This window comes from Streptomyces sp. NPDC059909, assembly GCF_042730885.1.
Classification (GTDB): domain Bacteria; phylum Actinomycetota; class Actinomycetes; order Streptomycetales; family Streptomycetaceae; genus Streptomyces.
On sequence record NZ_JBHWKX010000001.1, the window covers coordinates 97,971 to 112,514 of the forward strand.

Genomic DNA, 14,544 nt, shown 5'->3' on the forward strand with positions numbered 1-14,544 from the left:
TACGCTGGAGGGCATGACGTCTCCTCTGCGCCTCAGCACCGTGATCCTTCCCGTGCACCGCTGGAACGAGGGGGGCCGGGCGCTCTGGCAGCGAGCCGAGGAGCTCGGATTCCACGCCGCGTACACGTACGACCACCTCGCCTGGCGGACCTTCCGCGACGGACCGTGGTTCGGTGCCGTCCCCACCCTGACCGCCGCCGCGGCGGCCACGGACCGGCTGCGCCTGGGCACCCTCGTGACCTCGCCGAACTTCCGGCACCCGGTCACCCTGGCCAAGGAACTGATCACCCTCGACGACATCTCCGGCGGCCGCATCACCCTCGGCATCGGCGCGGGCGGCAACGGCTTCGACGCGACGACCCTGCTGAAGAGCGGCGAGAAGCCCTGGACCCCGCGCGAGCGCGCGGACCGGTTCGGTGAGTTCGTACCCCTGCTGGACGCGCTGCTCCGCGAGCCGGCCGGGACGACGTACGAAGGCCGCTTCTACTCCGCGTCCGAGGCGCGGAACGTTCCCGGCTGCGTCCAGCGCCCGCGGCTGCCCTTCGCCGTCGCCGCCACCGGCCCCCGCGGACTGAAGCTCGCCGCCCAGTACGGGCAGGCGTGGGTGACGACGGGCGACCCGAAGCTGTACGAGGCGGGCACCCCGGAGCAGTCGGTCGAGGCCGTCGCGGGGCAGCTCACCAAGCTGGGCAAGGCCTGCGCCGAGGCCGGCCGGGACGCCGCCGAGCTCGACAAAATCCTGCTCACCGGCTTCACCCCGGACTTCAACCCGGCTCTCCCTGCGCCCCGGCCGGGCCGTCCGCTGGAGTCCCTCGACGCCTTCGTCGATTTCGCCGGCCGGCATGCGGAGCTCGGCTTCACCGAGATCGTCGTCCACTGGCCCGTCGCGGATTCCGTCTTCGCCGCTGACCAGGCGGTCTTCGAGCGGATCGCGACCGAGGCCCTGGCACAGCTGCGCTGAGCGGAAGGCCGGAGAGCCCCCGCGACTACTCCGCGTCAGGGGGCGTGCACTCAGATGTGCACCCTCCTGCACGCCCGTGCGCTTGATACGGGAGAATGCGTGGGTGACCTCAGCTAACGATCCTCTGCCGCTGCCCGCCACCGTCCGGCTGATCGCCACGGACCTCGACGGCACCCTGCTGCGCGACGACAAGTCCGTTTCGGACCGCACCGTCGCGGCGCTCGCCGCCGCGGAGGAGGCAGGGATCGAGGTCTTCTTCGTCACTGGCCGCCCGGCGCGCTGGATGGACGTCGTCAGCGCCCACGTCCACGGTCATGGCCTGGCGATCTGCGCCAACGGCGCGGCGGTCGTCGACCTCCACGCCGGCGGCAAGCTGATCCAGGCCCGCCCGCTGGAGCGGGAGACCGCGCTCGATGTGGTCAGGACGCTGCGCGACGCGGCGCCCGGCACGTCATTCGCGGTCGAGCTGAGCACGGGCATCCACTACGAGCCGGACTACCCGCCGTTCCATCTCGACCCGGGCGCCACTGTCGCCATGGCCGAGAAGCTGCTCCACGAGGGGGGCCCGGACTCCGACGCGCCCGTGCTCAAGCTGCTCGCCCACCACGCGTCGCTGACCCCGGACGGCTTCCTCGCACTCGCCCGTACGGCCGCGGGCGACCTGGCCTCGTTCACCCGCTCCAGCCCGACCGCGCTGCTGGAGATCAGCGGCCTCGGTGTGTCCAAGGCCTCCACGCTCGCGCTGTGCTGTGCGCAGCGCGGGATCTCGGCGGACGAGGTCGTGGCGTTCGGGGACATGCCCAACGACGTGGAGATGCTGAGCTGGGCCGGCACGTCCTATGCGATGGGCAACGCCCACCCGGACGTCATCACCGCCGCCTCCGGACGGACCGTCGCGAACAACGAGGACGGCGTCGCGGTGGTCATCGAGCAGATCCTGGCCGCGTGGCGCCCGTAGGGGACGGCGGGCGCAGGGCGGGGCGCGGCCGGACCGCAAGCTGCGGGGCCGGCCCGCGAGTGGCGGGGCCGGCCCGTCCGTCCTTCTACAGCCAGACTCCGCGCTCGCGCATCCAGGGCACCGGATCCACTCCTGACCCCAGATACGGCGTCAGCCGCACCTCGAAGTGCAGGTGCGGGCCCGTCGAGTTCCCGGTGGTGCCCGACTGTCCGACCCACTGACCGGTCTGCACCCAGTCCCCCTGGTCGACGGTGACCGCGGCGAGATGGGCGTACTGCGAGTACCAGCCGTTGGAGTGCTCGACGACGACCTGGATCCCGAAACCGCCGCCGCAGGACACGGAGACCACCCGCCCGGCACCGATCGAGCGCACCGGCGTACCGATCGGGACGGCGAAGTCCTGTCCGGTGTGCCGGCGTGCCCAGTGTTCACCCGCGCTGTCGAAACCGGCCGACAGCGTGTAGTTCTCCACGGGCGCCACCCAGTTCGGCCCGTCCGGCAGCGACGGCTCATCGAGCCGCACCGCACCGGCGCACTGACCGGCGGCAGCACTGCGGTTGGCCTCGCCCTGCAGGGTCCACTGCGCCGACTCGAGCTTGGTCTCGATGCCCTGCTTGAGCCACGCCAGCCGCTCGGTGCGTGCTTCGAGGTCGAGCCAGGCCGCGCGGGTCCGCTCCTCGGCCTGACTGGCTCGCCGCTCGGCCTCTCTGGCCTGGCCGAGCAGCCGGTTCACCGCCAGCTCCGCCTTCCACGCCAGCTCGAATCCGCGCATCATCACCGCGGGGTCGTCGGCGAGCAGCAGCCTTGCGGTGAGCGCGAGGTTGCCGCCGGCCCGGTACTGGGCGCGGGCCACCTCTCCGATCTTGTCGTGTATGTCCTCGAGTTCGCGACGCCGCTCGGCCAGCCGCCACTGGAGCCGCTCGGTGCGGGCCCGTTCGATCTCGGCGGCGTGCAGGCCGCGCTGATACGACTGCGTGGCCTTCGCCGCCTCCTCGAACAGCCGGGCCACTTCGGCACTTGCGGTGGGCCCGTCGTTGGCACTCGCCGGTGGCGTGCAAAGGGCCGGCAGCAGCAGGCACAGCAACGACACCATCAGAATCCGTTGCCAGGTGCGGTGTTGGTGACCCATTCTCGGATCGTCACATCCGATTTGCCCCATGTGCCACATATAGACGGTGTCGTACCGCCAACCGGCTCAGTCCCGGTCAGGCCCCTGGAGCCTGTCAGGCGTCCTGGGAATCGCGGCCCGCGGCGGCCACCGCGTGCGGCTCGAGCGGCGCTTCCCAGACCACCGTCGTACCGCCGCCGCCCTCCGCGATCCCCGGCTCGCACCAGCTCGATCCGCCGAGCGACTCCGCCCGCCGCTGGAGGTTGCGCAGCCCGCTGCGCCGCCCGCCCTCCGGAATCCCCACGCCGTCGTCCGCCACCGACAGCCGCACGCCGCCTACGCCCGCGCCTGCGCCTGCGCCTGCGCCTGCGCCTGCGCCACCTTCTGCGCCTCCGTCACCGTCACCCAGTTGTACCGTCGCGTCGACGACGACCTCGATACGCGTCGCCTCCGCATGCCGGAACGCGTTGGACAGCGCCTCCCGCAGCGCCGCGATCAGGTTCTTGCCCGTCAGCTCGCCCACCACCGAGTCGACCGGCCCGACGAAGCGATGCGAGGGCTTGAACCCCAGCGGCACGGCCGCCATGTTGATCTCCCTCAGGACGCGCGTACGCAGCCCGGACGGCGCCTCCGCCGGTCCCTGCTGCAGCGCGAAGATGGCCGTGCGGATCTCCTGGATGGTCACGTCCAGTTCGTCGACGGCCTTGCCGACACCCTCCTGCACGGCGGGCACGAGCGACTGCCGCTGCGCGCTCTCCAGCATCATCCCCGTGGCGAACAGCCGCTGGATCACGAGGTCGTGGAGGTCGCGGGCGATACGGTCGCGGTCCTCGTACACGGCGAGCCGCTCCCGGTCGCGCTGCGCCTCGGCCATCATCAGCGCCACCGCGGCCTGCGAGGCGAACTGCGTGGCCAGGGTGCGTTCGGACTCGGTGAACCGGCGCGCGCCACGCGCCCTCGGGGTCGCCAGCGCGCCGAGTACCCTGCCGCCGCTGTGCAGGGGCAGCAGCATGACCGGCCCGTAGTCGCTCACCAGCCGGGTGAGCATCCGCGGATCGGTGGCGGCGTCCGCGACGAACACCGCCTCACCCGCGAGCAGCGACGCGACGGCCGGGCTCTCCGGAGGCACGACCGTGCCGAGATGCAGGGAGGGCTGGGGCGAGGAGACGGCGACGATCTCCAGTCCGTCCTCCTCGGCGGGGAGCAGCACGATCCCGGCGGCCGAGTCGGCGAGCTTGCGCGCCTGCTCCGCGACGACGACGAGCGCGTCGTCCGCGTCACCACCGGCCAGCAGTGCGGTGGTGACGGCGACCGAGCCGTCGATCCAGCGCTCGCGCTGCCGCGCCGCCTCGTACAGCCGGGCGTTGCCGATCGCTATGCCCGCCTCGGTCGCGAGGACCCGCACCATGTGCACGTCGTAGTCGGTGAACTCGCCCCCACCACGCTTCTCCGCCAGATAGAGATTGCCGAAGATCTCGCCCTGGACCCGGATGGGCACCCCGAGGAACCTCCGCATGGGCGGATGGCCCGGCGGGAATCCGGCGGAGCGCGGGTCCTTCGTCAGATCGGCGTGCCGAATGGCCTCGGAATGGTGCATCAGTGCGCCGAGGAGCCCCTTGCGCCCGTCGGGCGGATGCCCGATCCGCCGTGCCACGGCCTCGGGGACGCCGTGGGTCACGAAGTCGGACAGGCCCCGCCCCTCCTCGTCGACGACGCCGATGGCGGCGTAGCGGGCGTCCCCGAGTTCCGCCGCGGTCGCACAGATCCGGTCGAGGGTGGAGCGCAGCTCCAGGCCGGTGCCGATGGAGCGCATCGCTTCGAGCAGCTGGGGGACGCGGGCGGTGAGTTCGGTGGACAGGCCCTGGAGGCTGCGGGTCGCCTGCGTGGCGGCCTCGATCCCGCCCGTGGGCTCCTCGGCACCCGCAGGAACCTCGGGGCCCAAAGGTTCCCCGGGACCCGCAGGGCCCTCGGGACCCGAGGCATCCCTCATCTCAGGGGCTGTCATGCCCTTGAGACTAATAAGACCTATTTGGCCTGGAAAGTCGGCTCTCGGAGGCGGCTGTCCAGCAGATCACCGGCGCGTTCCCTCTCCAGCATCCGGCGCAGCGGCCCCTCCGCCTCGGCCAGCTCCGCGTACGGGCCGCGCTGCACCGTCCGGCCGTCGTCCAGGACGAGCACCTCGTCCACCGCGTCGAGGCCGCGCAGCCGGTGGGTGATCAGCAGCGTCGTACGCCCCTGTGTCGCAGCCAGCAGATCGGCGGTCAGCGCGTCCGCCGTGGCCAGGTCGAGATGTTCGGCCGGTTCGTCGAGGAGCAGGACGGGGAAGTCGGCGAGGAGCGCGCGGGCGAGGGCGAGGCGCTGCCGCTGGCCGCCGGAGAGTTGGGCACCGTGCTCACCGACCAACGTGTCCAGGCCGTCGGGGAGGCCGTCTGCCCACTCCAGCAGCCGGGCACCGGCGAGCGCCGCGCGCAGCTCCTCCTCGGAGGCCTCGGGTCGGGCGAGTCTGACGTTCTCGCGGATGGTGCTGTCGAAGATGTGGGCGTCCTGGGCGCAGAGCCCGACGAACCGCCGGACCGTGTCCCCGTCCAGCGCGGCCGCATCCGTCCCGCCCAGGGTGTACGTGCCTTCCTGCACATCCAGGAAGCGCAGCAGCACCTGGGCGAGTGTGGTCTTGCCGGAGCCGGATGCGCCGACGACCGCGATCCGCCTGCCCTCGGTGAGGCTCAGGTCGAAGCCGGTGAGTGCGTCGCGCTCCTGACCCGCGTGGCGGGCCGTGAGCTCGCGGACCTCCAGCGGGAACGCGGACGCGGGTGCGGGTGCCGGCTCCAGGGGCTCGTGCACCGGCACCGGGGCGTCGAGCATCTCGAAGACCCGCTCGGCACTCCGCCTGACCCTCTGCCGGTACTGCACGGCGAGCGGAAGCCCGGTGACCGCCTCGAACGCGGCGAGCGGGGTCAGTACGACGACGGCGAGTTCGACGCCCTCGAGCCGGCCCGCGTGCACGGCCATCGCACCCGCGTACGCGGCGAACGCGACGGTGAGCCCACAGGCCATGGCGGAGAGACCACCGCCGAGGGCGGTGGCGGACGCGGCGCGCGAGGCGATTCCGGTGAGCGTGCGGTCGGCTTCCCGCACCGCGGCGATCCGGCCCTTCAGCGCCCCGGCGACGGTCAGCTCGGCCGTACCGCGGAGCAGATCGACGACCCGCGTCGCCAGCACACCGCGCGTCGGCGCGAGCCTGCGTTCGGCCCACCGCGCGCTGGCGCCGCTCACCATCGGCACGGCCACCCCGGCGACGAGCAGCCCGACGGCCAGCACGGCACCGGCCTCGGGCAGCAGCCACGCCGTGAACCCGACGGCCCCGGTCCCGACGACGACCGCCGCGCCCGCGGGCAGCAGCCACCGCAGCCAGTAGTCCTGCAGCGCGTCGACATCGGCGACGAGCCGCGACAGCAGATCGCCCCGCCGCGCCCTGCGCAGCCCGGCCGGCGCGATCCGCTCCAGCCGCCGGTACACCCCGACCCGCAGATCGGCGAGCATCGACAGCACGGCATCGTGCGACACCAGCCGCTCCGCGTACCGGAACACTGCGCGGCCGATCCCGAACGCCCGCGTCGCCGTCACCGCCACCATCAGATACAGCACCGGCGGCTGCTCCGACGCCCGCGAGATGAGCCATCCGGACACCGCCATGAGCCCGACAGCCGATCCCAGCGCCAGGCTCCCGAGCACCAGGCCGAGGACGAGCCGCCCCCGCAGCGCTCCGGCCATCCCCCGTACCCGGGCCAGCACCCCGGCCCGCCGACCTTGCGGCAGGATCCCGGCCCCCACGGCGCCCCCACCCTCAGGACGGCCGGCCATGGCCGGTTCCGCCACATCGCCGTCCCTCGAAGGCGCGGACGACGGCTGCGGGAGCCCGGAAGACCCGAGGGAACCCACCGCCGCGGCATCCACCGCGCCGGAGCGCTCCGGCCCCGGCGGCCGGAGCTCGACCACCCGGTCCGCAAGGCCCAGCAGCGCGGGCCGGTGGACGACGAGCAGCACCGTCCGCCCCGCCGACAGTCGCCGGAGCGCATCCGCGATCCCCGCCTCGGTCTCGCCGTCCAGCGCCGCCGTCGGCTCGTCGAGCAGCAGCAGCGGCCGGTCGGCGAGGAACGCCCGGGCCAGCGCCAGCCGTTGCCGCTGACCTGCCGACAGCCCCGCACCGTCCTCGCCCAGGACCGTGTCCGCACCCCGCGGCAGCTCGGCCACGAAGTCGTACGCCCCGGCGTCTCGCAGCGCCGCCATGACCCGGGCGTCATCCGCCTCCGGCCGCGCGAGCCGCACATTCTCGGCGACCGTTCCCGCGAAGAGGTACGGCCGCTGGGGCACCCATGCGATCGACTCCCGCCACCGCTCCAGGTCCAGGGTCGCGAGCTCCGCGCCGCCCACCCGCACCCGGCCCTCGTCCGGCGGGACGAATCCCATCACCACATCCAGCAGAGTCGACTTTCCGACTCCGCTGGGCCCCACCAGGGCCACCACCTCGCCCGGTTCCACCACCAGCGACGCCGAGTCCAACGACGGCTCGGCGCGGCCCGCACGACGGACCGTCACCCCGGAAAGCTCCAGCCGCACCGAGTCCGCCTCCCCCGCGGCCCCGCCGCGCACGGGGCTCTCCAGTACCGCGAAGATCTCCTCCGCCGCCGACAGGCCCTCCGCCGCCGCGTGATACTGCGCCCCCACCTGCCGGATCGGCAGATACGCCTCGGGCGCCAGGATCAGCACCACCAGCCCCGTATAGAGGTCGAGCTCACCGTGGACGAGCCGCATGCCGATGCCCACGGCCACCAGTGCCACCGACAGGGTGGACAGCAACTCCAGTGCGAACGACGACAGGAACGCGATCCGCAGCGTCTTCAGCGTCGCCCGCCGGTACTCGGAGGTGATTCTCCGGATCGACTCGGCCTGTGCCTTCGCCCGGCCGAACACCTTCAGCGTCGGCAGCCCCGCGACCACGTCCAGGAAGTGCCCGGACAGCCGTGACAGCAGCTTCCACTGACGGTTCATCCGGGCTTCCGTGGCCCAGCCGATCAGCACCATGAAGATCGGGATCAGCGGCAGGGTCACCACGATGACCGCCGCCGACACCCAGTCCTCGGTGACGATCCGTGCCAGCACCGCCACCGGAACCACCACCGCGAGCCCCAGCTGCGGCAGATAGCGCGCGAAGTAGTCGTCGAGCGCATCCACTCCGCGCGTGGCCAGCGCGACGAGCGACCCGGTGCGCTGCCCGCTCAGCCACCCCGGCCCGAGCTCCGCCGCCCGTTCCAGCAGCCGCATCCGCAGCTCACTCTTGACCGCCGCAGTCGCCCGGTGCGCCGCCAGCTCGGTCAGCCACGACACCAGCCCGCGCCCCACCGCGACCGCGGCCAGCAGCAGCAGCGGGGTCCACAGCCCGGCGACGTCCAGTCCTCGCTGGAACGCCCCCACCACCACCTCGGCGATGAGCATCGCCTGGGCCACGACCAGCGCCGCTCCGGCAAGGCCGAGGACAACCACGGCCGCCATGAAGAAGCGGGTGGCCCGGGCGTACCGGAGCAGACGCGGGTCGACAGGTTTCACGTGAAACATCCCCTACTTCATGGCGGCTACTGCATGGCGGCGGGTCGGCGGACACGATGAGCGAGCACGCAGAGCGGGTGCAGACAGCGGACACGTGGAGCGGATACGGACAGCTCAGTGCGAATCAGCGATGTGCTGCGTACCGATCCGCTTCCGGAACACCCAGTACGTCCACCCCTGGTACAGCACCACCACGGGCGTCGCGACCGCCGCACACCACGTCATGATCTTCAGCGTGTACGGGCTCGACGAGGCGTTGGTCACCGTCAGGCTCCACTCCTCATTGAGCGACGACGGCATGACGTTCGGGAAGAGGGTCAGGAAGAGCATCGCGACCGCGGCCGCGATCGTCACACCGGACAGCGCGAACGACCACCCCTCGCGTCCCAGCTGGTTCGCCACGATCGCCCCGACCAGCGCCATCACCGCGACGATCACCGCGACCAGGCTGATCCCGTCGCCCTTGTCCGCCTGGGTCCAGCCCAGGAAGACGAGCGCGAGCACGGCTGTGATCAGCCCCAGCGTCAGCGCCAGCTTTCGCGCCCGTTCCCGGATGTCCCCGACCGTCTTCAGGGCGGCGAACACCGTTCCATGGAAGGTGAACAGGAACAGCGTCACCAGTCCGCCGAGAATCGCGTACGGATTCAGCAGGTCGCCGAAGCTGCCGACGTACTCCATCTCCGCGTCGATCTTGACGCCGCGCACGATGTTCCCGAAGGCCACACCCCACAGCACCGCCGGCACCAGCGAGGTCCAGAAGATCGCCGTCTCCCAGTTGCGCTGCCAGCTCTCCTCCGGCCGCTTGGCGCGGTACTCGAAGGCGACTCCCCGCACGATCAGGCACACCAGGATGAGCAGCAGCGGCAGATAGAAGCCGGAGAAGAGCGTCGCGTACCACTCCGGGAACGCGGCGAACGTGGCACCGCCCGCCGAGAGAAGCCACACCTCGTTTCCGTCCCAGACGGGACCGATGGTGTTGATGAGGACGCGCTTCTCGACCCGGTCACGGGCGAGCAGCTTCGTCAGGATGCCGACCCCGAAGTCGAAGCCCTCGAGGAAGAAATAGCCGGTCCACAGAACGGCGATGAGTACGAACCAGACGTCGTGGAGTTCCATGCCTCAGCTCCCAGTCCTCGGTCTCAGTAGGAGAAGGCCATAGGCCGGTCGGCGTCACGGTCGTCGCCGCCGATCTTGGTCGGTGGGTTGAGGTCGGACTCGGTGAGCTCGGGAGGCCCGGCCTTGACGTACTTCACGAGGAGCTTGACCTCGATCACGGCGAGTACCGCGTAGAGCGCCGTGAAGACGATCATCGAGGTGAGCACTTCGCCCTGCGAGACACCGGGGGAGACCGCGTCACGGGTCTGGAGCACCCCGTACACGACCCAGGGCTGCCGTCCCATCTCGGTGAAGATCCAGCCCCAGGAGCTGGCGATCAGCGGGAAGCCCAGCGTCCAGATCGCGGTCAGCCAGTACAGCCTGGAGAGCTTCGGGCCGAGCGGCTTCCTGAAGAGCACCACATGCGGCACCTCGTCCTCACCGACCCGAAGCGCCGGCGGCAGCAGGAACTTCTTGCGTGTCAGCCAGAGTCCGGCCAGGCCGATGGCGAAGGACGTCATGCCGAAGCCGATCATCCAGCGGAATCCCCAGTACGCCACGGCGATGTTGGGCCGGTAGTCGCCGGGCCCGAACTTCTCCTGCAAGGCCTCGTTGGTGTCGTTGATCCCGGGCACGTGCGACGTGAAGTCGCTGTGGGCCAGGAAGGACAGCAGACCGGGTATCTCGATCGCGACCTTGTTGTGCCCCTTGTCCACGTCCCCGTAGGCGAAGACGGAGAACGGCGCCGGCTGCTCGCCCTCCCAGAGCGCCTCGGCCGCGGCCATCTTCATCGGCTGCTGCTCGTACATGACCTTGCCGAGGAAGTCACCACTGATCGCGGTCAGCAGACCCGCGACGACGACGGTGACCAGCCCCAGGCGCAGCGAGCTCTTCATCACCGGGACGTGCTTCTTGCGCACCAGGTGGAAGGCGGCGATGCCGACCATGAACGCGCCACCCACGAGGAAGGCCGCGGACAGGGTGTGGAAGACCTGGGTGAGCGTGGTGTTCTGGGTCAGCACGAGCCAGAAGTCGGTGAGCTCGGCCCGTCCGTTCTCCTTGTTGATCCGGTAGCCGACCGGGTGCTGCATCCAGGAGTTGGCCGCCAGGATGAAGTACGCGGAGAGGATGGTGCCGATGGAGACCATCCAGATGCAGGCGAGATGGATCTTCTTCGGCAGCTTGTCCCAGCCGAAGATCCACAGGCCGATGAAGGTGGACTCGAAGAAGAAGGCGATCAGCGCCTCGAAGGCGAGCGGGGCTCCGAACACATCGCCGACGAAGCGCGAGTAGTCGGACCAGTTCATGCCGAACTGGAACTCCTGCACGATGCCCGTGACCACGCCCATCGCGATGTTGATCAGGAAGAGCTTGCCCCAGAACTTGGTGGCCCTGAGGTACTTCTCCTTCTCCGTACGCACCCATGCCGTCTGCAGTCCGGCCGTCAGTGCGGCCAGTGAGATCGTCAGGGGCACGAAGAGGAAGTGGTAGACGGTGGTGATGCCGAACTGCCAGCGCGCCAGAGTCTCTGGCGCCAGAGCTAGGTCCACGTCGGCTCTCCTTACCTCGGCGTAGTCACGTCGGCGTACTACATCGACGCGCCCCGGAAGTTCGCCCGGTAGAACCACCCCATTCCGGGAGGTTCAGGGACGCGCTTGTGAACGCGTTCACATTCACAAGCATTATGGCCCATACGAAATCCGTACTGACGAGCGGGGGTCCCCTCCTGTGGTTACCCGCGGGTCAGCCTTCTCGACCCCTTCAACATATTGTTGAATCTGAGGAATGAGGATCCGAATCTCCTGGCCCGCCGGACAGCTCACGGCGACCCTCGAGGAAACCCCCACGAGCAAGGCGCTCGCGGGGGCTCTCCCACTCTCGTCCACCGCCCACACCTGGGGCGAAGAGGTCTACTTCGAGACCCCGGTCTCCCCCGCCCTCGAAGCGGACGCCCGGCAGGTGGTGGACCCGGGCACAGTCGCGTTCTGGACCGAGGGCGACGCGCTGGCACTGCCGTACGGACCGACGCCCATCTCGCGCGGCGACGAATCGCGCCTCGCCGGCCCGTGCAACATCCTGGGCCGCATCGACGGCGACCCGCGCGTGCTGGCGACCGTGCGGTCGGGCGACCCGATCCGCGTCGAGCACGTGAACGACCGGGACTGAGGCACACCCCGCGGGGGACGCAGTGCACCCCGCGGGGCGATTCCCGGGGTGCAGCCGCGCCCCGGGACGCGACCGGCCTACAGCTCCTTGTGGAACGCCTCCGCGGTCTGCAGGAACACGTCGTTCGCCTCGCACTCGCCGATCGTGACCCGCACGCCCTCGCCCGGGAACGGCCGCACCACGACCCCGGCCCGCTCGCACGCCACCGCGAAGTCGACCGTACGCTCGCCCAGCCGCAGCCAGACGAAGTTCGCCTGGGTCGGCGGCACGTTCCAGCCCTGCTTCACCAGCGCGTCGTACACCCGCGTCCGCTCGGCGACCAGCGAACCGACCCGCCCGAGCAGTTCGTCCTCGGCCTGCAGTGACGCGACCGCCGCGTCCTGGGCGAGCTGGCTGACGCCGAAAGGCACCGCCGTCTTGCGCAGCGCCGCGGCCACCGGCTCATGGGCGATCGCGAAGCCGACCCGCAGGCCGGCCAGACCGTAGGCCTTGGAGAAGGTCCGGAGCACGGCGACGTTCGGCCGATCCCGGTAGATCTCGATGCCGTCGGGTACGTCGGTGTCCCTGATGAACTCGCGGTACGCCTCGTCCAGCACCACCAGCACATCGGACGGCACCCGGTCGAGGAACCGTTCCAGCTCGGCACGGTGCACCACCGTTCCGGTGGGGTTGTTGGGGTTGCAGACGAAGATCAGCCGCGTCCGGTCCGTGACGGCGTCCGCCATCGCGTCCAGATCGTGCACATCGCCCGCTGTGAGCGGCACCTGGACCGGCTTCGCCCCGCTGATCTGCGTGATGATCGGGTACGCCTCGAAGGACCGCCACGCGTAGATGACCTCGTCGCCCGGGCCGGACGTGGCCTGGAGCAGCTGCTGGGCCACACCCACGGAGCCGGTACCGGTCGCCAGGTGCGAGACCGGCACACCGAAGCGGTCCGAGAGCTCGTTCATCAGCCCGGTGCAGGCCATGTCCGGGTAGCGGTTGAAGCCCGCCGCGGCGGCGACCGCGGTCTCCATCACGCCAGGCAGGGGCGGGTACGGGTTCTCGTTGGAGGAAAGCTTGAAGGCGGCAGGTCCCTCGCCGCCGGCCGCGGCGGGCTTACCCGGCTTGTAGGTGGGGATGCCGTCCAGCTCGGCGCGCAGCTTCGGGCTCGTCTCGCTCACCGCAGGTCCTCCTCGACCGTCGTACAGGCTCGTCATACGGGCTCACCAATACTCCTCACCTTATGAGGATTCACGTCGCCTGCGAATGGGCGGCGGCAGATCGCGGAAAAAGGGGGAGCGCTCCCCGTCCCGGCGCGCGCCGGTGGCTCACTCCGTGGCGCGCATCGCCCGTAGTGGTGAGTTGAGACCTCTTCGAGACCTCGGGCCCTTGGCAGGTCTATGCCGGTCGACAACCGTGAGACCAGCGCGACACCACCCAACGCCCTTTATTTCTAAGGCAATTGGGCATTGCACACCATGCAGAAACGTGCCTGTCAACGCCTGCATATGCGACCGGCCCAACCGCCCGACATCGCCCTACTATCGGCTCGCCATGACAGCAGCAGGGAAGCACCAGGTGAGCCGGACGGAAACATCCCGCCGGGGCAGCCGGCAAGGTCGGGCGGGCATCCGGGACGTGGCCGCCGCTGCCGGTGTCTCCATCACGACCGTCTCCGACGCCCTCAACGGAAAGGGCAGACTGCCCGACGCCACGCGCCGCCACGTCCGCGAGGTCGCGGACCGGCTGGGCTACCGCCCGTCGGCCGCGGCCCGCACGCTCCGTACGGGCAAGTCGGGACTCATCGGCCTGACCGTGACGACGTACGGGGATGAACCTTTCACCTTCACCGAGTTCGCGTACTTCGCCGAGATGGCGAGGGCCGCGACCTCCGCAGCGCTGGCCCGTGGGTACGCCCTCGTCATCCTGCCCGCGACCTCACGCCATGACGTCTGGTCGAACGTCGCCCTCGACGGCACCGTCGTCATCGACCCCTCCGACCACGACCCGGTCGTCACCGAGCTGGTCCGCCAGGGCCTGCCCGTCGTCTCCGACGGCCGCCCGGCCGGCACCCTCCCGGTCACCGCCTGGGTGGACAACGACCACGAAGCCGCCGTCCTCGATCTGCTCGACCATCTCGCCGCCGCAGGCGCCCGCCGGATCGGCCTGCTCACCGGCACCTCCACCGACACCTACACCCGGCTGTCGACCACCGCGTACCTCAACTGGTGCGAGCGAGTCGGCCAGGACCCGGTCTACGAGGCCTATCCCGCGCACGACCCGGGCGCGGGTGCCATCGCCGCCGACCGGCTGCTCGCCCGTCCCGACCGCCCCGACGCCGTCTACGGACTCTTCGACCCCAACGGCACGGACCTGCTCGCCGCGGCACGGCGGTACGGGCTGCGCGTCCCCGACGACCTGCTGCTGGTCTGCTGCAGCGAATCCACGGTGTACGCCAGCACCGACCCGCCCATCACCACCCTCTCGCTCAAGCCCCGGCGGATCGGCACCGCCGTCGTCCAACTGCTCATCGACGCGATCGAGGGCGTGGACGGAGGCGGACCGGTCGAGCAGGTGATACCGACGGAACTCATCGTCCGTACGTCCTCGCAGCGCCGCCCCCCGCGGACGACGGTGAGCCACCCGAGGTCACACGCTCAGGACTAGACC

The 14,544-nt window shown here is 70.7% G+C and carries 10 protein-coding genes; 4 read left to right on the top strand and 6 right to left on the bottom strand.

Translation table 11 applies throughout. The features are described from left to right. Positions 1 to 13 precede the first annotated feature (13 nt). Both ACFV9O_RS00495 and ACFV9O_RS00500 read left to right on the top strand, forming a co-directional pair. Positions 14 to 961, top strand: a complete 948-nt coding sequence (locus ACFV9O_RS00495) for an LLM class flavin-dependent oxidoreductase (protein WP_385410625.1) — start codon at positions 14 to 16, stop codon at positions 959 to 961. A gap of 103 nt (positions 962 to 1,064) precedes the next feature. Beyond that, complete coding sequence (locus tag ACFV9O_RS00500; RefSeq protein ID WP_385410626.1) at positions 1,065 to 1,919, top strand: Cof-type HAD-IIB family hydrolase; 855 nt, start codon at positions 1,065 to 1,067, stop codon at positions 1,917 to 1,919. An 85-nt stretch (positions 1,920 to 2,004) separates the two neighbouring features. Here the strand turns inward: ACFV9O_RS00500 and ACFV9O_RS00505 are convergent, their stop codons facing one another. The 5 genes from ACFV9O_RS00505 to ACFV9O_RS00525 all read right to left on the bottom strand — a co-directional run bounded on the left by ACFV9O_RS00505 (position 2,005) and on the right by ACFV9O_RS00525 (position 11,276). Further along, complete coding sequence (locus ACFV9O_RS00505) at positions 2,005 to 3,048, bottom strand: M23 family metallopeptidase (protein ID WP_385410627.1); 1,044 nt, start codon at positions 3,046 to 3,048, stop codon at positions 2,005 to 2,007. 94 nt (positions 3,049 to 3,142) lie between these two features. Beyond that, the gene (locus ACFV9O_RS00510; protein WP_385410629.1) at positions 3,143 to 5,032 is read right to left on the bottom strand and encodes a GAF domain-containing protein; all 1,890 of its coding nucleotides are present in this window, start codon (positions 5,030 to 5,032) and stop codon (positions 3,143 to 3,145) included. Positions 5,033 to 5,052: 20 nt separating this feature from the next. After that, positions 5,053 to 8,640 (bottom strand): thiol reductant ABC exporter subunit CydD, encoded by a 3,588-nt coding sequence (gene cydD / locus ACFV9O_RS00515; protein WP_385410631.1) that lies wholly within the window; start codon positions 8,638 to 8,640, stop codon positions 5,053 to 5,055. Positions 8,641 to 8,745: 105 nt separating this feature from the next. Next, positions 8,746 to 9,747 carry a cytochrome d ubiquinol oxidase subunit II gene (gene cydB / locus ACFV9O_RS00520; protein WP_385410632.1) on the bottom strand — a complete coding sequence of 334 codons (1,002 nt, stop codon included), beginning with the start codon at positions 9,745 to 9,747 and terminating at the stop codon, positions 8,746 to 8,748. 23 nt (positions 9,748 to 9,770) lie between these two features. Continuing rightward, positions 9,771 to 11,276: a cytochrome ubiquinol oxidase subunit I gene (locus ACFV9O_RS00525; protein WP_385410634.1), complete on the bottom strand. Its 1,506-nt coding sequence runs from the start codon at positions 11,274 to 11,276 to the stop codon at positions 9,771 to 9,773. Between the two features lie 235 nt (positions 11,277 to 11,511). Here ACFV9O_RS00525 and ACFV9O_RS00530 point away from each other — a divergent pair, with 235 nt between their 5' ends. Next, the gene (locus ACFV9O_RS00530) at positions 11,512 to 11,892 is read left to right on the top strand and encodes a cyclophilin-like fold protein (protein ID WP_385410635.1); all 381 of its coding nucleotides are present in this window, start codon (positions 11,512 to 11,514) and stop codon (positions 11,890 to 11,892) included. Positions 11,893 to 11,969: 77 nt separating this feature from the next. Here ACFV9O_RS00530 and hisC read toward each other — a convergent pair whose 3' ends face one another. After that, on the bottom strand, positions 11,970 to 13,055 hold the full coding sequence (gene hisC / locus ACFV9O_RS00535) for a histidinol-phosphate transaminase (RefSeq protein ID WP_385410636.1): 1,086 nt from the start codon (positions 13,053 to 13,055) through the stop codon (positions 11,970 to 11,972). Positions 13,056 to 13,428: 373 nt separating this feature from the next. Here hisC and ACFV9O_RS00540 point away from each other — a divergent pair, with 373 nt between their 5' ends. After that, positions 13,429 to 14,541 carry a LacI family DNA-binding transcriptional regulator gene (locus ACFV9O_RS00540; protein ID WP_385410638.1) on the top strand — a complete coding sequence of 371 codons (1,113 nt, stop codon included), beginning with the start codon at positions 13,429 to 13,431 and terminating at the stop codon, positions 14,539 to 14,541. The last annotated feature ends 3 nt before the right edge of the window (positions 14,542 to 14,544 follow it).